This window comes from Acidipropionibacterium virtanenii, assembly GCF_003325455.1.
Lineage (GTDB): Bacteria > Actinomycetota > Actinomycetes > Propionibacteriales > Propionibacteriaceae > Acidipropionibacterium > Acidipropionibacterium virtanenii.
In genome coordinates this window covers 588,496-609,645 of the sequence record NZ_CP025198.1, presented here as the reverse complement: position 1 = coordinate 609,645, position 21,150 = coordinate 588,496, and the positions used below count along the sequence as shown (strand labels likewise).

General features: G+C 68.2%; 22 protein-coding genes. 6 read left to right on the top strand and 16 right to left on the bottom strand.

The window, feature by feature from the left end:
- The 6 genes from JS278_RS02660 to JS278_RS02635 form a co-directional block, all read right to left on the bottom strand.
- On the bottom strand, positions 1 to 1,227 hold the full coding sequence (locus JS278_RS02660; protein WP_114043849.1) for a cytochrome P450: 1,227 nt from the start codon (positions 1,225 to 1,227) through the stop codon (positions 1 to 3).
- Between the two features lie 46 nt (positions 1,228 to 1,273).
- On the bottom strand, positions 1,274 to 1,537 hold the full coding sequence (locus JS278_RS02655) for a hypothetical protein (RefSeq protein ID WP_114043848.1): 264 nt from the start codon (positions 1,535 to 1,537) through the stop codon (positions 1,274 to 1,276).
- A gap of 314 nt (positions 1,538 to 1,851) precedes the next feature.
- Positions 1,852 to 3,033 (bottom strand): alcohol dehydrogenase catalytic domain-containing protein, encoded by a 1,182-nt coding sequence (locus JS278_RS02650; RefSeq protein WP_114043847.1) that lies wholly within the window; start codon positions 3,031 to 3,033, stop codon positions 1,852 to 1,854.
- A gap of 93 nt (positions 3,034 to 3,126) precedes the next feature.
- Positions 3,127 to 4,956 carry a Na+/H+ antiporter NhaA gene (gene nhaA, locus JS278_RS02645; protein ID WP_114043846.1) on the bottom strand — a complete coding sequence of 610 codons (1,830 nt, stop codon included), beginning with the start codon at positions 4,954 to 4,956 and terminating at the stop codon, positions 3,127 to 3,129.
- A 51-nt stretch (positions 4,957 to 5,007) separates the two neighbouring features.
- Positions 5,008 to 5,262, bottom strand: coding sequence for a hypothetical protein (locus JS278_RS02640; RefSeq protein ID WP_114043845.1), 255 nt, complete (start codon positions 5,260 to 5,262; stop codon positions 5,008 to 5,010).
- Entirely contained in the window at positions 5,262 to 5,504 is a 243-nt protein-coding gene (locus tag JS278_RS02635; RefSeq protein ID WP_114043844.1) for a hypothetical protein, read from the bottom strand. Before JS278_RS02635 ends, JS278_RS02640 begins: the two co-directional genes overlap by 1 nt.
- Before the next feature lie 175 nt (positions 5,505 to 5,679).
- Here JS278_RS02635 and JS278_RS02630 point away from each other — a divergent pair, with 175 nt between their 5' ends.
- Entirely contained in the window at positions 5,680 to 6,348 is a 669-nt protein-coding gene (locus JS278_RS02630; protein ID WP_114043843.1) for a response regulator transcription factor, read from the top strand.
- 12 nt (positions 6,349 to 6,360) lie between these two features.
- On the opposite strand, the gene JS278_RS02625 is transcribed toward JS278_RS02630, so the two are convergent.
- The 3 genes from JS278_RS02625 to JS278_RS02615 form a co-directional block, all read right to left on the bottom strand.
- Positions 6,361 to 8,490 carry a catalase gene (locus JS278_RS02625; RefSeq protein WP_114043842.1) on the bottom strand — a complete coding sequence of 710 codons (2,130 nt, stop codon included), beginning with the start codon at positions 8,488 to 8,490 and terminating at the stop codon, positions 6,361 to 6,363.
- An 85-nt stretch (positions 8,491 to 8,575) separates the two neighbouring features.
- Positions 8,576 to 9,598 carry a cation efflux transmembrane domain-containing protein gene (locus tag JS278_RS02620; RefSeq protein WP_114043841.1) on the bottom strand — a complete coding sequence of 341 codons (1,023 nt, stop codon included), beginning with the start codon at positions 9,596 to 9,598 and terminating at the stop codon, positions 8,576 to 8,578.
- The gene (locus JS278_RS02615; RefSeq protein ID WP_220150024.1) at positions 9,598 to 10,092 is read right to left on the bottom strand and encodes a transporter substrate-binding domain-containing protein; all 495 of its coding nucleotides are present in this window, start codon (positions 10,090 to 10,092) and stop codon (positions 9,598 to 9,600) included. The genes JS278_RS02620 and JS278_RS02615 overlap by 1 nt, the downstream gene beginning before the upstream one ends.
- A gap of 418 nt (positions 10,093 to 10,510) precedes the next feature.
- Between JS278_RS02615 and JS278_RS02610 the strand changes: the two genes are divergently transcribed.
- From JS278_RS02610 to JS278_RS02595, 4 genes are all read left to right on the top strand, one after another.
- On the top strand, positions 10,511 to 10,768 hold the full coding sequence (locus tag JS278_RS02610) for a stress protein (RefSeq protein WP_114043839.1): 258 nt from the start codon (positions 10,511 to 10,513) through the stop codon (positions 10,766 to 10,768).
- 165 nt (positions 10,769 to 10,933) lie between these two features.
- Complete coding sequence (locus JS278_RS02605; RefSeq protein WP_114043838.1) at positions 10,934 to 11,833, top strand: SDR family oxidoreductase; 900 nt, start codon at positions 10,934 to 10,936, stop codon at positions 11,831 to 11,833.
- A gap of 40 nt (positions 11,834 to 11,873) precedes the next feature.
- Entirely contained in the window at positions 11,874 to 13,070 is a 1,197-nt protein-coding gene (locus tag JS278_RS02600; protein ID WP_425451459.1) for an NAD(P)/FAD-dependent oxidoreductase, read from the top strand.
- A gap of 73 nt (positions 13,071 to 13,143) precedes the next feature.
- Positions 13,144 to 13,680: a Dps family protein gene (locus JS278_RS02595; RefSeq protein WP_114043836.1), complete on the top strand. Its 537-nt coding sequence runs from the start codon at positions 13,144 to 13,146 to the stop codon at positions 13,678 to 13,680.
- A gap of 125 nt (positions 13,681 to 13,805) precedes the next feature.
- Here JS278_RS02595 and katG read toward each other — a convergent pair whose 3' ends face one another.
- The 5 genes from katG to JS278_RS02570 all read right to left on the bottom strand — a co-directional run bounded on the left by katG (position 13,806) and on the right by JS278_RS02570 (position 18,224).
- Positions 13,806 to 16,010, bottom strand: coding sequence for a catalase/peroxidase HPI (gene katG, locus JS278_RS02590; RefSeq protein WP_114043835.1), 2,205 nt, complete (start codon positions 16,008 to 16,010; stop codon positions 13,806 to 13,808).
- Positions 16,011 to 16,158: 148 nt separating this feature from the next.
- Positions 16,159 to 16,689 (bottom strand): Fur family transcriptional regulator, encoded by a 531-nt coding sequence (locus JS278_RS02585; RefSeq protein WP_114043834.1) that lies wholly within the window; start codon positions 16,687 to 16,689, stop codon positions 16,159 to 16,161.
- A gap of 124 nt (positions 16,690 to 16,813) precedes the next feature.
- Positions 16,814 to 17,614, bottom strand: a complete 801-nt coding sequence (locus JS278_RS02580; RefSeq protein ID WP_114043833.1) for an SDR family NAD(P)-dependent oxidoreductase — start codon at positions 17,612 to 17,614, stop codon at positions 16,814 to 16,816.
- A 124-nt stretch (positions 17,615 to 17,738) separates the two neighbouring features.
- Positions 17,739 to 17,975 carry a hypothetical protein gene (locus tag JS278_RS02575; RefSeq protein ID WP_114043832.1) on the bottom strand — a complete coding sequence of 79 codons (237 nt, stop codon included), beginning with the start codon at positions 17,973 to 17,975 and terminating at the stop codon, positions 17,739 to 17,741.
- Positions 17,976 to 17,978: 3 nt separating this feature from the next.
- The gene (locus JS278_RS02570) at positions 17,979 to 18,224 is read right to left on the bottom strand and encodes a hypothetical protein (protein WP_114043831.1); all 246 of its coding nucleotides are present in this window, start codon (positions 18,222 to 18,224) and stop codon (positions 17,979 to 17,981) included.
- A 437-nt stretch (positions 18,225 to 18,661) separates the two neighbouring features.
- Here JS278_RS02570 and chaB point away from each other — a divergent pair, with 437 nt between their 5' ends.
- Complete coding sequence (chaB, locus tag JS278_RS02565; RefSeq protein ID WP_114043830.1) at positions 18,662 to 18,889, top strand: putative cation transport regulator ChaB; 228 nt, start codon at positions 18,662 to 18,664, stop codon at positions 18,887 to 18,889.
- 3 nt (positions 18,890 to 18,892) lie between these two features.
- Here the strand turns inward: chaB and JS278_RS02560 are convergent, their stop codons facing one another.
- Complete coding sequence (locus JS278_RS02560; RefSeq protein ID WP_114043829.1) at positions 18,893 to 20,203, bottom strand: MFS transporter; 1,311 nt, start codon at positions 20,201 to 20,203, stop codon at positions 18,893 to 18,895.
- A 143-nt stretch (positions 20,204 to 20,346) separates the two neighbouring features.
- Entirely contained in the window at positions 20,347 to 21,006 is a 660-nt protein-coding gene (locus JS278_RS02555; RefSeq protein WP_114043828.1) for a hypothetical protein, read from the bottom strand.
- Positions 21,007 to 21,150 lie beyond the last annotated feature (144 nt).

Sequence of the window (21,150 nt, the reverse complement as noted above, 5' to 3'; positions counted from 1 at the left end):
TCAGCCGCGCGCCAGGACGACGCCGCTGCGTGGCATGGTCGGGAACCGGTTCAGGGGCACGGTGAGATCCTGCGCCGGGACCGTGAGGCCGGAGGTCGACAGCAGCACCACGGCGCGGCGCAGCAGCTCGACGGTGCTCCACTCGCCGGGGCACCGATGGGTCCCGGCGTGGTCGCCGGCGCCCTGGGCGATCATCGAGTACGGGTCGTCGTCCCAGCTCCAGCCGCGGAACCGCTCGGGCTCGAAGGCCTCCGGGTCGTCCCACAGCCGCCGGTCGTGACAGGTGCCGTACAGATCGAGGATGACCCATTCGTTCCGGTCGAACCGATGGCCGTCCCATGTGAAGGAGTCGACGGTGCGCCCCGGCACCACGGGGAAGAACGGGTAGTAGCGGCGGACCTCCTGGACGAAGGGCTCCAGATCCTCGACGTCGCCGGCGGCGAAGCGCTCGCGCCATTTCGGGTTCTCATGCAGCGCCACCGCCGCGAAGGTGATGAACCGGGCGATCGCCAGCATCGGACGCAGCACGTTGATGAGTTCGACCGCGGCGAGCTCGGAGGGCAGTTCCTCGCCGTTCTCGTCGGCGTGCTCGGCCAGGACGCGCAGCGCGGTGCCCGGTTCCGGGGCGAGTTCTCCTCGTCTCACCTGCTCCACCAGCTCCGCGGCCCAGCGCTCGGTGCCGCGTCGGCGCCACTGCGCGTACCAGTTGCCGGGCCCCTGGCTACCGGACCACCCCACCATCAGGCTCAGTTCCCTGGTGAGGCGTTCAACGTCGACCCGGTCGGTCGGTATCCCCGACCAGCGGCATGCCGTGCGTGTGAGGATCTCCTCGGCGAGGTCGTTGAGCACGAACCGGTCGTCGTCATGCCGTTGCAGCGCGGCGCGCCACTCCTGCTCGAACAGGTCGCCGAGGCCAGGCATGGCGTCGGGACCCATCACCGCCAGGAAGGCGTGCTTGCGGTGACGGTGGGCTGCGCCGTCCAGCCCTTGGACCGAGCCCTTGTCCTGGAGGAGGTGCTGGACCGTCGGGGGCACGGCTCCCCGGCGGGTGAAGTGGCCGCTGGAGTAGAACAGCTCGGCGGCCGGCGCCCCGCGCATGAAGGTCACTCGTTGCAGCGCGATCCTGCTGGTGAACAGGTCTGTGCCGAGCGCGTCGCAGCGCGCCGAGACGAAGGGGTAGCCCTCGCGCAGAAGGGCGACGGTGCTGTCGAACGGTACGGATGTCATTGCTGCTCCTGTCGTGCTGTGGCCGTGTGATCACTCACCATGCGGTTCACGGCGTTCGGGGACCGCAGATCCTGAAGAAATCGCTCCGCGACCCGTCGGACCGGTTCTCCTGGTACAGGAAGGCGAGTTCGCGCTGGTCGAAGATGGCCAACCACTCGCGCCAGTCGACGTGACGCAGATTCGGGCTGGCAGCGTCGAAGTCCAGACGCAGCACACCCGGCTCGTCGCCGTACTCGGTGCCGATCACGGTCGCCGGCGCGGCGTTGCGACGGGTGGCCCAGTGCCGGATCACCTCATGGCTGGTGGTCACGAGGCTTCGCCCGTCGCACTCCGGCTCATCGCCGAGAGAACAGATCCGCTGCGCGTAGTACAACGACTTGGAACCCGTTTCACCAGGGCGTGGAGCGCCTTGGCTCGCGGCTTCATCGCTCCGGTTCATGATTCTTTCCTCCCCGTTCCCGTGTCCGCAATCATGAGGATCCCTACGAGGTGTTTCAAGCACAGTTCCCTGCACATTCAACCAACCATCGATCGCACGCGCATGAAATCGATTCCGGGAATCTGAATGCCACGATGCGCCGGCCCGACCGGAAAAACCACATCCGCAGGGGTGGGAAGCGCCTCTCAGCCGGCCGGATCCAGGATCACCTTGACGCAGCCGTCGTCCTTGTGCTGGAACATCCGGTAGGCCTCCGGTGCCTGTTCCAGCGGCAGCCGGTGGGTCACCAGATCCTCCAGGCCGATCGGATCGTCGGGGTCCTCGACCAAGGGCATCAGATCGTCGGTCCAGCGACGCACATTGCACTGGCCCATCCGCACGGTGAGCTGCTTGTCGAACATCTCCATCAGCGGTGTCGGGCTGGCCATGCCCGCGTAGACCCCCGACAGCGACACCGTGCCGCCGCGGCTCACCAGGTCCACGGCGGCGCGCAGGGCCGCCACCCGGTCGATCCCGACCGTGGTCATCGCCTTCTCCTGGGCCTCGCCCGGCAGGACTCCGATCGCACGCTGCAGCGCCGTCGCGCCCGGGCTGCCGTGCGCCTCCATGCCGACCGCGTCGATGACGGCGTCGGGCCCCCGCCCATCGGTGTCGAAGCGCATCGGGCCGCGGGCGTCCTCGGCGTCGGGGAAGGTGGTGACGCCGTGCCGGCCGGCCATGGCGCGCCGCTCGGCCACCGGGTCGACACCGTAGACCCTGGCCCCCAGGTGCGCCGCCAGTCGGGCCGCGAGCTGGCCCACCGGCCCCAGCCCCAGCACCGCGACCGAGCTCCCGGGGGTGACGCCGGCGTACTGCACGCCCTGCCAGGCCGTCGGGAGGATGTCAGACAGGAACAGATAGCGCTCGTCGGGCAGGTCCGTGCCCACCCTCATCAACCCGTAGTCGGCATGGGGCACCCGCACGTACTGCGCCTGGGCGCCGGCCAGCGAGCCGTACAGCTTCGAGTAGCCCAGCAGCGCCGCGCCGGTCCCGAAGGCCGACACCTGGGTGGTCTCGCACTGCGACTGCAGGCCGGCGCGGCACATCCGGCAGTGCCCGCACGAGACGTTGAACGGCACCACGACCCGGTCCCCGGCTCTCACCGAGGTCACCTCCGCGCCGGTCTGCTCGACCACCCCCATCCCCTCATGGCCGAGGATGTCGCCGGGCAGCATGAACGGCGTCAGAAGCTCGTACAGGTGCAGATCGGATCCGCAGATCGCGGTGGACGTCACCCTCACCACCGCATCACCGGCCTCGACGATCCCCGGATCGTCCACGGTCTCGGTGCGGACATCCCTCTTCCCCTGCCAGGTCACTGCTCGCATCCCACGCCTCCTCATCCCTTGTGACGAACGCCTCTCCCGGTGTTGTGAGTGGACGCTACTGCCGCCCGGCGCGCGGTCAAGGGACCGGCCGAGTTATCGGATGGCCGATATCAGGTTGAAACTGTTCACCGGCTCCGCGAACCGCTGCCCGTCCAGGTACAGCAGCGGCCTCTCGCCGGCCTCCGAGCCCTCCAGATCGAGGTTGTCGTTGTCGATGCGCTCACGATCGGTCTGTCGCGACCTGCGCCGCTCGAAGGCGTCGACGTCCAGCCCGATCCGCTCGGCGGCTCCGCGCGTGCTGTCGGTGTCGATCTGCCCGTCCATCCGCACCAGCTCGTCGTGCATCGCCCAGAACTGCCCCTGGGCCGACGCCGCCTCCAGGGCGAAGGCGGCCGTGCGAGTGTCGTCGGTGAGGGTGTGGTGGCGCCACACGATCCGCAGCCGTTCGGCGCCGAGATCATCGAAGGCCTCCCGCAGCGCGCGGGCGGTGTGACGCCGGTAGGCCGGGTTCATTCCCGCGTAGACGACCAGCGTGGCCGGGGCCTCCCGCTCCCCCCGGATGTGGTCGTTGTCCGGATCGATTTCCCTGTCCAGGAAGGTCCCTGCGGGCGGATCCAGCGGTCGCAGCCTCTCCCCGACACGGAACACCACCCAGGCCAGCAGCAGCGCCAGCAGCGAGGCGGCGAGCACGCCGACCCGGGCCTCGTCGGCGGACTCGGGGTCATCGACAGCCAGGCCGGTGACCAGCAGCGAGATGGTGAAGCCCATACCTGACAGCGCCCCGGCGCCGGCGATGCGCGGCATGTCGAGGCCCGGCAGCCGGGAGGACGGCATGAGCTTGATGACGAGGGTGGCGGCCAGCGTGATGCCGACCGCCTTGCCGGCCACCAGGCCGCAGACGATGCCCCAGGTCAGCCTCGATCCGGCGGCGGCGCCGAGGGTCTCCCCGGTGAGCAGCACCCCCGCGTTGGAGACGGCGAAGGCCGGCACCACCAGATAGTTGACGTATGGGGTCAGGGCCGAGGACAGCCGCTGGTTCAACGGCACCGAGTACGAGACGGCGTCATGCACCCGGCGGGCCATGTCGGGCCGGGGCGCCTGGTGGAAAAGGTTGAACACCCGCTCCGCCGGGCGCAGGTCGCGGCCGCGCAACGGATAGACCGGCATCAACAGGGCGATGAGCACCCCGGCGAGGGTCGCGTGGACACCCGAGGCCTGGAAGCAGGCCCATGTGTAGATGCCGAGAACCGCGTAGGGCAGCGGGCGCCACACGTGGAGCCGTTCCAGGCCCCACACCCCCAGCAGGCCCAGCGCGGCGAGACCGAGCGCCACGGGCGACAGCTGATCGGTGTAGACGAAGGCGATCACCGCCAGCGCGGCGATATCGTCGACCACGGCCAGCGCCAGCAGGAACACCCGTAGCCGGGGAGCGTTGCGAGGAGCGACCACGGCCAGCATGCCCACCGCGAACGCGGTGTCGGTGGAGATGACGGTCCCCCAGGCGTCGCCGTACTCGCCGCCGGCGACGGCGAGGAAGACCAGCGCGGGCAGCACCAGGCCGCCCAGCGCCGCCACCACCGGCAGCACCGCACGACGGCCCGAGCGTAGTTCTCCCACAGTCAGCTCGCGGCGGACGTCCAGGCCGACCATGAAGAAGAAGACCGACATGACACCCTCGTCGATCCATTCGCGCAGCGTCAGCTGGAACTCCACCGGCCCCAGTCGCAAGCCGAACTCGCTGGACCAGACCGCCTCATAGCTGGCACCGACATTGGCCCAGACCAGCGCGACGACCGTGGCCAGCCCCAGCGCGAGCGCGGCGAGAGTATCGCTGCTCAGCCACCGTTGGGCCATGAGCCCGCGGCGGAAGCCTCGCAGCTCCCGCTCCTCGATCTTCTCGGTGACCGGATTGTCACCGGGCATGCCGCCTCCTGTGGTATCGGTGGTCCTGTCGTGTCCGGGACAGCACGCTGCTCAGTGCATCGGGGCGATGCAGCTCTTGATGGTTCCCACCCTGGTGGACTCCAGTCCGGGCAGCTCGGACCCCGCCAGATCGATCTTGACCTGGGATATCGCCGGTATCCACACCGTCCGGTCGCCGTGGGCCAGCCACGCCCCCGAATCCCGCGAGAAGCTCCTGGCGATCCCCTCGGCGATCTCCTGGATCTCCCTCTTGCTCCCCTCGATCATGAATCTTCCACTTCCCGTCGTGATAGTGATTCTGTGCATCATCGCTCCTTCGCCCACTCGATCTGTTTCATCTCTGAATCAATACTCATCCCACCGTTTCCCAACCTGTCGACGAAATCAGTGACAAGCGTGAAAGCAACCTTCGTGACCATCCCTATTGTCGCGACCGCCTCGGCGACATCCCTCACCTCGTCCGAATCGGCGCTCCTGGCCGCACGCTCGACGACGGCGAGCGCCTCGGCGAGTTCGCCCTTCAGCTCCGCAACTGGATCGATGTTCATCCTCCGCCTCTCGTCCCGATTTCTTATTCAACTTCTCCGGCCGCACCGCCTGCAGCACGGCCACCGCGCTGCGACGCGGAGACTCGGGCCCCGCCGGGTCGCTCACACAGTCCCCACGCGGTACCGTTGTAAAGAGCCCCACTGGACTGCGACCCCATCAAAGGAAAACCCTGAAATGATCATCGAACCGACCATCACTGTGAGTGTGGTCAACGATTACCCGGTCGTCGTCCATGGAATATCTGACATGCTCAGCTCCGATCCTCGTTTCGAGGTGGTCGAGGTCGCCACCTCCACCGTGCCGGAACGGCCGGTCGACGTGATTCTTTTCGATGCGTTCGCCAAGCTCAGGCCGGAGATCGCCCTGTCGGATCTTCTGAGGGATCCGCGGTATATCCGCGTCCTCATCTACAGCGACAATCTCGATCCCCAACGAGCCCACTCCTTCATGGACATGGGGGTCGCCGGCTACGTCTCCAAGGCTCTCGGCACCCGCGAGCTGTGCGACGCGATCGTCCGCGCCCACAACGGCGAACCGGTGATGCGGATGGTCGAGACGTCGAAGGACGCCGTCGCCGGCGACTGGCCCGGTCGCGACGCGGGTCTGTCGGCGCGGGAGGCGGAGATGATCGCCCTGATCGCACAGGGCATCACCAACCAGAACATCGCCGCCAGCTGCTACCTCAGCATCAACTCGGTGAAGTCCTACATCCGATCCGCCTACCGCAAGATCGGGGTCACCCGTCGCAGCCAGGCGGTGCTGTGGGGCGTCGCCCACGGAATGCTGCCCGGGGTCGCCACGCAGGAGTTTCCCGATTCGCAGCAACCGGAGATGCTCGGCTGACCGAACCATCGGTCATGCCCGCTCGGGAGTGAAGCGCTGCCAGACCCGGTGGGCGCCGAGCAGTTCGGTGAGTTCGTCGAGCACCGGGCCCGGACGATCGTCCTCGACGACCCCGGGGCTGGCCTGCACGCCCGCCTCGGCGATCACCTGGCGCCCGCGTCCCCAGGCTCCGATCGCCTTGGCATGACGCCAGCACTCCTGGATCATCAGGGCCAGGCGCGGGTCTATGCCCGCCGCGGCCGGAGCGCCGGCCTTCTGATCCAGGCTCGGCGTCGCGTCCTCGGTCGGCACCGGATTGCCGCCCACCATGATGGCGTCGAACTCCACCGATCGCGCCGTGGCGAAGGTCTCGTCGACCGGGAGTCCTGCCGCCGTTCCGCCGCGGGGAGCGACGAGCACCGGCGTCATCGACGCGTCCGCGACCGCCTCCAGCAGATCGGCGAGGCCGTCATCGGCATCGTCGGGATCGACGATGACGCCGATTCTCCGTCCGTCCACCGGCCAGGAGCGGCCCAGCTGGGACAGCGCCGGGCTCGGATCGAGGCGGTCGTCGAGGGGCTCGGCGGGTTCGGGCGCCTCCATTCCCAGGGCGTCGGCCACCCTCTGGCACAGCGTCGGGTCGATCCGGGCCAGGCAGGTGAGCTGGCGTCGCCTGACGGCCGATTCGCGGCACTTGCCGAGTTCGAAGGAGTAGGCGGCGATGGTGTGACGCTGCTCGACCGGCGTCAGGCTCCTCCAGAACATCCTGGGCTGGCTGTAGTGGTCCTCGAAACTCGAGGCGAGCTCGCGGTTCTTCACCGATTCGGGCACTCTCACCGGAAGATCGGTGAACGCGTGCTCGGCGTCACCGGCGGTGAAGGGGCAGCCGCCGTCGAGGCTGTTGGGCCGGTAGGGGGCCGTCCCCGAGTGGTCGGCCTGCTCGCCGTAGCCGTCGCGCAGCATGTCGTTGACCGGGGCATGGGGACGGTTGATGGGCAGCTGATTCCAGTTCGGCCCGCCCAGCCGGGTGAGCTGGGTGTCCTGGTAGGAGAACAGCCGCACCTGCAGCAGAGGATCGTCGGTGACGTCGATGCCCGGAGGCAGGTTGCCCGGGTGGAAGGCCACCTGCTCGGTCTCGGCGAAATAGTTCTCCGGGTTCCTGGTCAGCGTCAGCCTGCCGACGGCCTGAACCGCCGCCAGTTCCTCGGGCACGATCTTGGTGGGATCGAGCAGATCGATCCCCTCGAAGGTCTGGTTCTCGTTGTCGCCGAGGACCTGGATGCCGAGTTCCCACTGCGGGAAGGCGCCGGACTCGATGGCGTCGGCCAGATCGCGGCGGTGGAAGTCGGGGTCCATCCCGGAGACCATCTGGGCCTCCTCCCAGGTCAGGGAGTGGACGCCCAGCGCCGGCTTCCAGTGGAACTTCACCAGGGTGTGCTCCCCCTGGGCGTTCTCCATCCGGAAAGTGTGGATGCCGAAACCCTCCATCATCCGGAAGGAGCGCGGGATGCCGCGGTCGGACATGTTCCACAGGGTGTGATGCTGGGCCTCGGTGTGCAGGGAGACGAAGTCCCAGAAGGTGTCGTGGGCCGACTGGGCCTGCGGGATCTCCCGGTCGGGATGCGGTTTGGCGGCGTGGATGACGTCGGGGAACTTGATGCCGTCCTGGATGAAGAACACCGGGATGTTGTTGCCCACCAGGTCGAAGGTGCCCTCCCCGGTGTAGAACTTGGTGGCGAATCCGCGGGTGTCGCGCACGGTGTCGGCCGAGCCGCGCGAACCCAGCACCGTGGAGAAGCGGGTGAAGGTCGGCGTCACTGCGCCGTGCTGGAGGAAGGCGGCGCGTGTCACCGACGATGCCGTCCCGTAGCTCTCGAAGACGCCGTGGGCGGCGGCCCCACGGGCATGCACCGCGCGTTCAGGAATCCGCTCGTGATCGAAATGGGTGATCTTCTCGCGCAGGTGGTGATCCTGCAACAGGACCGGCCCGCGCCGCCCGGCCTTCAGGGAGTGGTCGGTGTCGCGCAGCCGGGCCCCCTGCGAGGTGGTGAGGAATTGCCCCTGCTGGGCCGCCGACTCCGGTTCGTCGCTCGGTGCGGCACCGGTCGGGGTGCGCGGCTCGAGTCCGTCGGTCGATCGGCCCTGGTGTTGCTGATCCGTCATGACTCCTCCATCGGGTGTGCGTCCATCGGGTGTGCTCTTGGGTGTGGCCGTCTACGGTCGTCTGTCCGGTGACGAGGTCCGGGGCTCACGGGCCGCCCTGCTCGGCGCTCGGCTGCTCGGGAGGGAAGGCCTGTCCTGCGGGCAGTTCGGGCAGCGGGGCGATGACGACGTCGTGGACCTTCCAGTCGAGGCAGCGCAGACGGTCCACGAGTTCGGCGCACCGATCGGCCGTCAGCGGCCGTCCGTCCGCGGGGACGACGAAGGCCTCGACGTGGAACAGGTGCCCCTCGTCGCGGACCCGGCTGACCGCGTGGTCGATCCAACCGGTCGAGGCGAGCTCGACGTCGATGCGTCCGACGAGCGGGTGGGGCTGCCGGTCGTCATAGCTGCGGGCCCGGCGGTCGGTGAGCCCGCCGACGGCGCTTCGGATATTGCTGACGCCGTCCCTGAGGATCGATATGGACACCGCGATGGCCGCCGCCGCGTCCGCCCACCACCAGCCCAGACCCACACCGAGGACGCCCACGATCGTCGCCAGTGCAGACGTCCAGTTCGCCCGACTCATCTTCGCGTCGGCGTAGAGCACCTTGTCGTGGAGCGGCTCGGCAAGCTTCATCTTGTAGTGCCCCAGGATCACCGGAGCCACATTGGTGACGCCCATCACGACGATCATCAGCCAGCCGGCCCATACCTGCCAGCCTACGAGCACCGTGATCCCGATCGGCGGGCGCTCGACCGTGATCAGCGTCATCGCCGAATCGAGGGCCAGATAGGCGCCCATCGCGAAGAGCGCCGAGCCTGCGACCAGATGCGCGACGCCGATCGAGCGGTGGTAGCCGTAAGGGTGGTCGATGTCGGGTGGGCGCCGGATCCTGCGAGTGGCGATGAGGAATGCGGCCGGCGGCAGAACCGAGAGCAGATCGTCGATCCAGGCGACCTTCATCGCCTGGGACTGCCCGGAGACCACGGCCACCAGCACGGTGATGACGATCTGGGAGGCGATCGTCACCCATTCGAGCCTGATAGCCGATCGCAGGGCCCGGCTGGGCTCCTCGGGCAGGCTGCGCTCACCGGCTCCCGACTGCACGTCCACCGAGGCGCCACTCATCACCGGGCTCCGTGCTCGGCCAGATACTTCTCCAGAGAGACCAGCAGGGCATTCTCCCCCAGCGGTGCCCCCATGACCATCTTCACCGAACTGCCATCGGGCGCCGTGACCGTCCGATAGGGACGGGTGAGCGCCATCTTGTCGGTCCACGGGGATTTCGACGTCAGTCCTCCGATGACGACGTCCAGCTCGCCGTCGCGGATCTCCTCGGCCAGCACGCTCTCGGAGCCGACCCGCCAGCGGATATCGGCATCGATCGTGCGCGCATACCCTCGGACCAGTCGTGCCTCACTGCCACTGACGCCGCCGTTCGGCGCGCGGGTGACCCAGGGAGGATTCACCGAGACCCCGACGCGCAGTGTCCCACCGGTGGCCGCATCCAGAGAGCCACTGGTATCGCGCGGCCAGCTTGCCGAGCATCCGGCCACCAGGCAGAGCAGCAGCGCCATGAGGAGCCCCGTGGGGCGCCGGATCCGCATGGATGCTGGCCTCATACCGACCTCCTTCCCGTGCGCTTTTCCACACCAAGAGCCGCCACGAGAACGAGCCCTTCATGAAATGACTGGTCCACCGACAGGTACGTCGTACATATTTGGCGGCGGCTGCGGAGAGGATGCCCCCGGCTGATTTCCGCCGCAGCCACCGTTCGCAACGGTAACGGCCGTCATCTCCGGGCGACACACCCCAAAGGGTGAAACGGCCGGAACCTTCATCGCATCCCGGGTAAGCACACCTGACACAACCACATCACTGCGTTCTGACCAGGGTTTTTACAGTGCGGACGGGAGTGTGACGCCGATCTGGAAAAAAGTTGGAGAAGCCGGTTGACTCGTCGGTCCCCCGCAGTAGCGTCACTGGCAGCTGGACATCGGAGATCCAGTGAAGCGGAATGCAAAGAGAGGAGCCTGAACAATGGCTGACAAGAACAATCCGGGACAGTTCGGAAATCGCTCCGACACCGAGGAGCAGGCTCAGAAGGGCGGCCAGCAGAGCACTGGGAAGTTCGGCGAGAAGAACGCTGCCGATCCCCACGAGGCCGGTCAGCAGAGCAGCGGGAAGTTCGGCGAGAAGAACGCCGCCGATCCGCACGAGGCCGGTCGCGAGGGGGCTCAGGCACAGCCCCGGGAGGCCAAGGTCGAGGGCGGCGAGCACAGCCACGGCGGTCAGTGAGGGCCGTCGCGACTGCAGTACCGGAGCGTGCTCGGGGATGCGGACGACAGTTCGCCGATCCCCGGGCACGCTCCCCCGCTCGACGACCGCGGCGCGGCCCACCGCCCTGGTGGTACGCCGGGACCCGTTCAGAACCTTCGACACCGACCCGATGGGAGGACCATCATGGCAGACGTCTCACAGCTCACCTTCCAGAATCCAGTCACCCGATACCCCTCCATCTCCCCGCCGGAGCAGGACCAGCCCGAGCCCGGGCTCGACGCGGCGCTGAAGCCGCAGACCGATCGCGGTGAGGACAGCTACGTCGGCACCGGTCGCCTGGCGGGGCGCAAGGCCCTCATCACCGGCTCGGACTCAGGCATCGGGGCGGCCACCGCGATCGCCTTCGCACGTGAGGGCGCCGATGTGGCCATGTCCTACCTGCCCGACGAGGAGGAGGACGCCCAGGATGTCGCCGAACTCATCGAACGCGCCGGCCGGCGCGTCATCACGCTGCCCGGGGACGTCGCCGATCCGGACTTCTGCCGCAGCGTGGTCGCCGACGCGGTGGCCGGGCTCAACGGCCTGGACGCGCTGGTGAACAACGCCGGGCGACAGATCTTCACAGAGTCGATCGAGGACATCTCCGACGAGCAGCTGCTCAGCACCTATCAGGTGAACATCCTGGCCCAGTTCCGCATCGTGCGGGCCGCCGTGCCCTGCCTGGCGCCCGGATCGACGATCGTCAACACGACGTCGATCGAGGCCTACCAGCCGGCGCCCATCCTGCTCGACTACGCCTCCACGAAGGCCGCGATCAACAACTTCACCAAGGGTCTCGCCCAGCAGCTGGCGCCGCGCGGAATCCGGGTCAACGCGGTGGCTCCCGGGCCCATCTGGACGCCTCTTCAGGTCTCGGAGGGCCAGCCGAAGGAGGCGCTGCCCGATTTCGGCAAGAACACGCCTCTGGGTCGTGCGGGGCAGCCCACCGAACTGGCGCCGGCCTACGTCTTCCTCACCTCATCGGAATCCAGCTACGTGCTGGGCGAGACGCTCAACGTCAATGGCGGGCGGCCCACCCCTTGACCGGGCCGATCCTTCCCGGCGATGAGCACAGGAACGACGAATGCAAGGAGGGCAGATGAGAACCTACAAGTATCTGATCATCGGCGGCGGCATGGTCGCCGACGGGGCGGCGCGAGGCATTCGCGAGCTGGACGGCGAGGGCACGATCGGAATTCTCAGCGCCGACGTCGATCCGCCGTACACCCGGCCCGCGCTGACCAAGAAGCTGTGGACCGATCCGAGCTTCGGATGGAGCCAGGTGCCGCTGGGCACTCAGCCGGAGACCGGCGCGGACCTGGATCTGGAGACCGAGGTGACCTCCATCGACCGCGAGAAGCACCAGGTGCGCACGGCCGAGGGCGAGGATGTCGGGTACGAGCGGCTGCTGCTGGCCACCGGCGTCCATCCCCGTCAGCTCGACGACGCCCAGGATGACGCCGTCATCTACTTCCGCAGCGCCGACGACTACCACCGGGTGCGTCGCCTCGCGACCCCCGGCCGCCGATTCGTCATCGTGGGCGGCGGCTACATCGGCTCCGAGTTGGCCGCGGCACTCATCGGTCAGGGCTGCGAGGTGACCCTCGTGTTCCCCGAGGAGACCCTCGGGGGCTCGATGTTCCCCTCCGAGATCGCATCGGGTTACCAGCGCCTGTTCACCGACGCCGGGGTGCAGTTGCTGCCGGGCAGGCAGGCCTCTGTCATCGGCAGGGACGGCCAGGCGACGATCGTGACCCTCGACGACGGCAACGCCCTGAGAGCCGACGCGGTGATCGCCGGACTGGGGACGGTCCCGGCGACCGAGCTCGCCGAGGCGGCCGGCCTGGAGGTGGACGACGGGATCGTGGTCGACGCCCACCTCAAGACCTCCGACGAGGCCGTCTGGGCCGCCGGGGACGTCGCCTCGTACCCGGACGCCATCCTGGGACGCACCCGCGTGGAGCACGTGGACAGCGCCCGCAAGATGGGGCGTGCGGTGGGCCGCTCGATGGCGGGGGACCCGGAGCCCTACGCCTACACCCCGTACTTCTACTCGGTGGTCTTCGGGGTGGGCTGGCAGGCCGTCGGCACCCTGGACCCGAGTCTGGAGGTGCTGGCGACCGAGACCGGCGACGGAGAGCCGGTCGCCGTCTATCTCGACAGCACCGGCGCACCGGTCGGCGTCCTGCTGTGGCAGGCCGAGGGCCGGCTGGACGCCGCGCGCACGCTGCTGGCCCGCCGCCCGACCGATCGCGACGAGATCGCCCGGAGCATCAGGTGACCCGGAAACCCGGCGCAGACGCGGCACACAGCGACATACCGACATGACGACGCAACAGGACAAGGAGAACATGATGACTGACCGACTTCAGATCAACGTCCCCCGGCCGACCGGGGCCACCGAGACCGCCAGGGAGAACGCGGAGCACGGCTTCGTCGCATCGCCGGGGCTGGCCGAGAACCTGCAGCGGGTGCTGGTGGATCTCATCGCGCTGCACCTGGTGGGCAAGCAGGCCCACTGGAACATCGTGGGGCCGAACTTCCGGGACCTTCATCTCAATCTCGACGAGGTGGTCGTCGCGGCTCGCGGCGCCGCCGACATCATCGCGGAGCGGATGAGGGCCCTGCACGCCACCCCCGACGGTCGCCCGAGCGTGGTGGCCGGCACCACCACCCTTCCGGACCTCCCGCAGGGTGAGATGACCACCCATGACGCCATCAACCTGGTGGTCGCCGCCATCGAGTCAGCGGTGCGGACGATGCGCACGGTCCACGACGACGTCGACGCCGAGGATCCGACGACCTCCGACCTGCTCCACGACCACATTGCGGCACTGGAGCAGCAGGCCTGGTTCATCAGCGCCGAGACGAGGGTTCCGGACTACGAGTGAGACCCCTGCTTCAGGGGTCGTGGTCGGAAAACCGATCTCCCGACAGATCGGGGTTGTGAGCCCGTTCGGGCTGAAAACCTCGATCTGTCGGGAGATCGGTCACGTATGACGGGCCCGGACAGGGCTCAGCGCAGGTCGAAGCGGTCCAGGTTCGAGACCTTCACCCAGGCCGCCACGAAATCGCGGACGAACTTCTCCTGGGCGTCGTCGGCGCCGTAGAACTCGGCGATGGCCCGCAGCTCGGCGTTCGAGGAGAACACCAGGTCGTTGCGGGTGCCGGTCCACTTCTTCTCCCCGGTCACCTCGTCGGATGCCTGGAAGGCGTTCCCGCCCTTGTCCAGGGGCTTCCACTCGTTGCCGAGCTCCAGCAGGTTGGAGAAGAAATCGTTGCTGAGCACGCCGGGAAGGTCGGTCATCACGTCGAGTGACGAGCCCTTGTAGGTGGCGCCGAGGGCCCGCAGTCCGCCGACCAGGACGGTCATCTCGGGCGGGGTGAGGCTGAGCTGGGCGGCGCGGTCCACCAGCAGGTTCTCAGCGGGCAGCCGGTGGCCGGGGCGCCAGTAGTTGCGGAACCCGTCCGCGGTCGGCTCCAGCAGGTTGAAGGCGTCGACGTCGGTCTGCTCCTGGGTGGCGTCGACACGGCCGGGCGCGAAGGGCACCTCGACCGGGGTGCCGGCGTCGGCGGCAGCCTTCTCCACGGCGGCGGCCCCGCCGAGAACGACGAGGTCGGCGATCGAGACCTTCTTCGGAGCATTGGCGCCGTCGAAGTCGCGCTTGACGCCCTCGTAGACGTCGAGCACCCGGGCGAGTTCCGCAGGCTCGTTGACCTCCCATCCGCGCTGGGGCTCCAGGCGGATCCGCCCGCCGTTGGCGCCGCCGCGCTTGTCCCCCTTGCGGAAGGTCGACGCGGACGCCCAGGCGGTCTTGACCAGCTCGGCCACCGACAGCCCGGAATCGAGGATGGTCCTCTTCAGCGCCGCGACATCGGCGTCATCGATCAGCTCGTGGTCGCGGGCGGGCAGCGGATCCTGCCAGATGAAGTCCTCGGCAGGCACCTCGGGGCCCAGGTACCGCGACTTGGGGCCCATGTCGCGGTGGGTCAGCTTGAACCACGCGCGGGCGAAGGCGTCGGCGAACTTGTCCTGATCGAGGTGGAACTCCCGGGCGATCCTCTCGAAGCCGGGGTCGGCGCGCAGCGCGATGTCGGAGGTGAACATCCGGGGCTCGCGCTTGGCGGCCGAGTGGGCCATCGGCACCATGTCCTGGCCGGCGCCGTCCTTGGGGCGCCAGTGCCAGTGGCCGCCCTCGCCCTTGACGGGCTCCCACTCGTAGGCGAACAGGATGTGGAGGAACTCGTCGTCCCAGCGGGTGGGGTGGTAGGTCCAGGTCACCTCCAGGCCGGAGACGATGGTGTCGTCGCCCTTGCCGGTGCCGTAGGAGTTCTTCCAGCCCAGGCCCTGCTGCTCGATGGGGGCCGCCTCGGGCTCGGCGCCGACGTACTTGTCGTCGGGGGCGGCGCCGTGGGACTTGCCGAAGGTGTGGCCGCCGGCGATCAGGGCGACGATCTCGTCGTCCTCCATGCCCATCCCGCCGAAGGTGAGGCGAATGTCGCGTGCCGAGACGACCGGGTCTGGCTGTCCCTCGGGGCCCTCGGGGTCGACGTAGATGAGCCCTTGCACAGTGGCGGCCAAGGGCTTCTCGAGCTCGCGCTCGGTGCCCTCGCCGGACATCCGGTCAGACGTCTGCTTGAACTCGGGCTCGGTGCCGTAGTAGACGTCCTCGGGCTCCCAGGCGTCGACGCGTCCGCCGCCGAATCCCAGCGGCTTGAAGCCCATCTCCTCCAGGGCGACGTTACCGGCCAGGATCATCAGATCGGCCCAGGAGATCTTCCTGCCGTACTTCTTCTTGACGGGCCACAGCAGTCGGCGTCCCTTGTCGGTGTTGCCGTTGTCGGGCCAGGAGTTCAGCGGGGCGAAGCGCTGCTGGCCTGTGCCGGCGCCACCGCGGCCGTCCCACTTGCGGTAGGTGCCGGCGGAGTGCCAGGCCACCCGGATGATCATCGGGCCGTAGTTGCCGAAATCGGCGGGCCACCAGTCCTGGGAGGTGGTGAGCAGCTCCTTGATGTCGGCCTTGAGAGCCTCGTAGTCGAGGCTCTCGAACTCGTGCTTGTAGTCGAAGCCCGGGTCCAGCGGGTTGATGACGTCGGCGTTCTCGCTGAGAACCTTCAGGTTGAGCTTGTTCGGCCAGTGCTCGTGGTTGGCCTGTCCCTGGGTCGGGTGCGGCAGACGCGGCTGGCAGGAGTCGGCGGGGTTGCCTCCCTGACCTGACATGTGGGGTCCTGAGGAGTGAGTTCCTGAGGAGTGGGGTACAGGGCAGCCGGATTCCAGGTCGCTCATACAGGCAGTTCCTTTCTTCGTTCGGGCCCGGGGCCCTGATCGGGGCTCCGGGAGTTCTTGGGGGGTCGTCGGCCCTTGGAGGTCAGCCCCGCAGGGGCGGTCTGCGCCTCATCGGCGCCCGCCTGGCGGCGTGGGTGCGCAGCGCCGGGAAGTCGGGGTTCTTGCGCTCGCACTCGGCGCAGACGCCGCGGAAGGTGACGTCGGCCTCGAGGATGCGCATGCCCTGGGTGTTGGACGGGGTGAGGCAGGGGGCGTGGCCGACGACGCAGTCGACGTCCTTGATCCGCCCGCAGATGATGCACTGGATGTGGTGGTGGTTGTCGCCGACCCGGGTCTCGTAGCGGGCGGCACCCGAATCGGGCAGGTCGATGCGGCGGATCATGCCGTAGCGGGCGAGATCCCGCACGATGTTGCCGACCGACTGGGTGGACAGGCTGGGGTGGTGTCTGCGCAGGGCGCGCAGAATCTCGGCGACCGTGCTGTGGGGATGCTCGCTGAGGTACTCCAGGGCGGCGATGCGGCCGGAGGTGATGCGCAGGCCGGACTCCCGCAACTCCTCGGACCAGTCCGGGGCGTCGACGGGGACGCCGGCAGGACGGGATGTCGTGGTCATGGTTTTGAACGTATCACATTCTTTAGTGACACAAATGTGGGCGCCGGTCTGCCGCGAGCCGCCTGCCCGCCCCGGCCGCGCCGTCGTCGAGTGGGATGACGGCGCGATCGGGGCGGAGCACCCGTCAGATGGTGGCGACCGATCCGGAGTCGACCCGGTAGTTCGACCCGTTGACGAAGGAGGCGCGGTCCGAGCAGAGGAAGGTGATGACGGCGGCGACCTCCTCCGGCGTCCCGCGCCGCTTGAGCTCCATGTAGGGGCGCTCCTCGTCGAGGAAGGACTCGATGGCCTCATCGCGCGTCACCCCGAGCTCACTGGCACGGCGCTCCATCATGGCGTCGGTCATCGGGGTGTGGATGAAGGCCGGGGAGACGGTATTGACCAGCAGGCCCTCGCGGGCGTAGCTGCGCGACAGCCCCTTGGCCAGTGCCAGGACGCCGGCCTTCGCCGCGCAGTAGGGCAGCTCGTCGTCGTAGGGCTGGACGGCGTCCTCGGAGGCCAGCAGGACGACGCGACCCCATCCGCCGCGGCGCAGAGCCGGCAGGAACTGCTGGAGGACGCGCACCGGCCCCAGCAGATCGGTGGTGAGGGTGTCGACCCAGCCCTGATCGGAGATCTCGTGGAACTGGCCCTGCGCACCGGTGACGCCGGCGCTCTGAACCAGGATGTCGATATCGCCGAAGGAACTCTCCACGAACTCTCTGAGGCCCTTCAGGGACTCGACGTCGGTGATGTCGGCCGGGTGCCAACGGCAGCGGTCGATTGGCGCGTCGAGCTGCTGGGCGGCGTCGCGCAGCGGATCCTCCTGCAGATCGGTGAGGACGACCCGGGCCCCCTCGTCGAGCAGGGACCTGGCGGTCTGCCAGCCGATACCCGAATCGGCCCCGGTGACCAGTGCCGTCCTTCCTGCGATTCCAAGTTCCATGGTTTCTCCTTTCATCAGCGTCTGAAGGTCCTCATCAACCACACTGACGCGATCGGCGTGTTGGGATGCTGAACTGTCGGCACCCGCGGGTGGCGATCCGCGGGTGCCGACAGATTCGCCGAGCTCACGCCCGGTCTGTGACGGAGGTCTGCCCCGTCGCACCGGCGGCGCAGTGCGCGCAGCAATAGATCTCCGAATCCACCTGGACACCGTGGCCGAGGATCTGGCAGCCGCAGTGCGCGCATCGCGGAGCCATGTCATGGATGGCGCACTCGAAGCTGTCGTAGATCCCGCTCCGGTTGTCCTGGGTCACCGCCAACGGCCTGTCGTAGTCGTTGCCGCACACCTGACAGACAGCCATGGTTCACTCCTCCCGGACGAGACGGGAGGCGAGCAGCGGCTTCGCCAGCTCGGCCCCCTTCTGCGAGTTGGCCTGGGCCTTCGTGAACAGCTCGACGAGCTGGGTGTCGCCGGAGGCCTCGGCGTCGGCGATGTAGGTCTGCAGGCGAAGGGCGTTCTCCAAGCAGGACTGGAGGAACCATGTGAGGTTGTAGTTCTTGTCCTTGGTGCCTGTGATCGCGCCGGTCTCCACGAATTCAGTGTCAGTCATTGTCGACTCCTTTCAGGAACAGAAGTTCTCCTGACAGCTTCCACAATGACGCAGTCTCCGTTCGACGCAAGGCGTGATGGATTTTTTCCGAGGCGTCCGGGCCCCGGCGTCGGGGACCCTTTGCGATCCTCCGCGCAGGTGGGCCATCACCTACTCAGGGGTGAGGACACCGGCCCTGCGGGCGGCTATGCTGCCCGGTCGGCGAGAGGACGGCCGCGCGCAGTCCGCCCATCGGGCCCGTGGCGAGGCGCCCCGTGACAAGGCTCCGCGTCCCGTTGATATGGCCACGCCCCGCGGTATCGTTCGCCACATGCGGCGGCAATTCGACCAGCCTCCGAAAATGATCGGCCGCCACGAGAACGGGCCGCCGTGGAATGCTTTTCACCGCGGTACGGTCCGATCGGGGGTTCCGCCCCGTTCAACGAGAAGGAGCAGAGATGCCGTACTCAGACACCAATGAACTGCCCGATTCTGTGCAGCGGGTGCTCCCCATGCATGCGCAGGACATCTACAAGGAGGCGTACAACAACGCCCTCGATCAGTACAAGGATCCGAAGTCGCGTCGTGGCAACGAGAGTCAGGAGGAGGTGGCGCACAAGGTGGCCTGGTCCGCCGTCAAGGACGAGTACGCCAAGGGCGACGACGGGAAGTGGCACCGTCGCTGAGCGTCAGGGGGTGGCGGTCTCGGCGCGTCCCGGCGGGGTGGATCTGTCGCGCACCGCGATGATCGCGCAGACCGTCATGACGACGGTGCCGGTTCCGATGACCCCGAAGGGCAGCGACCATCCGCCGACCACGGAGTGCAGGTGCCCGATGAGGATCGGGCCGACGGCGGCGACGATGTAACCGGTGGTCTGGATGAGCGCGGTGAGCTGACGGTTCTCGTCCGGAGTCTCAGTGCGCTGGATGACGACGGTGAACAGGGCGCTGAAGAAGGCCCCCTGCGCCATACCGCCGAGAATGCACCACGCGAACCAGACGCTCGGCGCCAGGAGCATCCCGAAGGGCAGGGCGAGCCAGGCGCAGCTGACGACGACGATGATCCGCAGGATCGGCCAACCCAGGCGGTTCATCATGATGGGGACGAGCAGTGGCCCGATGATCGCCGTCACCTGGAAGACGCTGGAGGCCACGCCGGCACCGGACTCCCCCATTCCTGCGGTGTCGCGCAGGGCGGTGGGCAGCCAGGCGACGATCGAGTAGTAGGAGAAGTTGTGGCCGGCGAAGGCGGCGGCCATGATCCAGGCCAGCGGCCAGGAGGCCATCCGGACGCCGTGCTTCCGTCGGCCGGTCGTCCCGGTCGGAGATGGTGGTGCCGGGGTCGAGGTGGCTTTGCGGGCCTTGCCGCGTTCGGCGATGACGGCCGCCTCTGAGCCGCGCCCATGGGGCGGGAAGACCCTCCACCAGATGACGGCGGCGACGATGCCGGGCACCAGGGCCCAGGCGGCCGAGGACCCCTGCCATCCGATGACCAGGGCCAACGGCACCGCCAACGCCGTCGAGAGGGTGACGGCGACGTTGATCGCCGCCGAATAGGAGGCGGTCATCAGCGCCGTGCGGCTGCGGAAGTCGCGGGCGATCACCATGGGGGCGATGAGGTTGCCCATCGTCATGCCGGAAGCGATGACGGCCGTGCCCCCGAAGGCGGCCCACACCGAACCCGAGGAACGGATGAGAGCGCCGGCCATGATGAGCCCGAGCGCCCACAGGGCCGCGACGTTCACCTCGAGACGCCGCAGCACCATCGAGGCGAGAGGGGTGAGGATGCCGAAGCAGAACACCGGGATCGAGGTGAGGGCGCCCATCTCGCCGGCGCTCATGTCGAGAGCGGCGCCGATGCGGCCCAGCAGCGGCGGGATCGCGGTGATCGGGGAGCGCAGCAGGGAGACGAAGAGAAGGAAGGTGATGGCGGGGACGGCCGCCTGCCAGGCAGGCGAGGTGGCCCCGGAGGAGGCAGGCGAAGACGGCGATGAGGACATGGACGAGCTGATGAGACCTTCTCTGGCGGGGGGTCGCGTCCACGCTCAGACGTGACATATGTTGTGACATTCTACGCCCCGGCGTCACCCGTCGATCTTCGACGCCGGCAGGCGGGCCGCCCTCATCTGGTCCGGAGTCGGAATCAGCCTCGAGAATCTCCGTCGGGCCCGAGGATCCTTCGGACCGACGTCACCGCACGCCATCCGGTCAGGCCGTCACCGTCCCCGGCGACGCGGGCCTCCACCATCAGCGGGGAGTGCGTGCCGGGCACCGGTGCGCCGTCACCGGCTCTCCACGCCATGGTGATCCGCGACCGGAGCACCTGGTTGGCGGCGTCCACCGCCGTCGTCGGGATCTCGTCGACGATCCTGGCGCCCCAAAGAGGACCCACCGGTCCGATGATCGGCTCGAGGGCCGTCGCATCGGCCTCCCCCAGCAGCGCGGCCAGCACGAGCAGCCTGCGACGCTCGTGATCGGCGGGGACGAGGCCCTGGATCTCCGCGACCTCCAGGATGAACAGGACGGAAGAGGTCAGGTAGGCCAGGAAGTCCCCGAGTTCTGAGGGGATGCGGACCGGGCGGTCCGGCCCGGGCGTCTTCACCTCCGGTGCCACGCCGCTGGCAGAGACCGTTCCCAGGTACCAGTTCTCGAAATAGGCGATGAGCTCTCCGGACGTCTTCTCAGGATGGAGACGCTGCAGGCGTGCCACATTGGACGCCGCGACCGGGCACTGCTTGTCGAGAGCCCTGTCGAGCGCAGCAGCGACGATCGACCTGGCGTCGGTCCCGAGAGTCTCTGGCATGGGCTCAGTATGACAAGCGGCGCCCAATTGTCGGCGTCACCCACCGGCGGGGCCTGGCCCTGATTGGGCGGATGTCGCCCGAGGAGGGGACCCGGACGGCCGGTTCCCTGCATTGATGACTCGGGTCGGCTGATCGTCGACGAC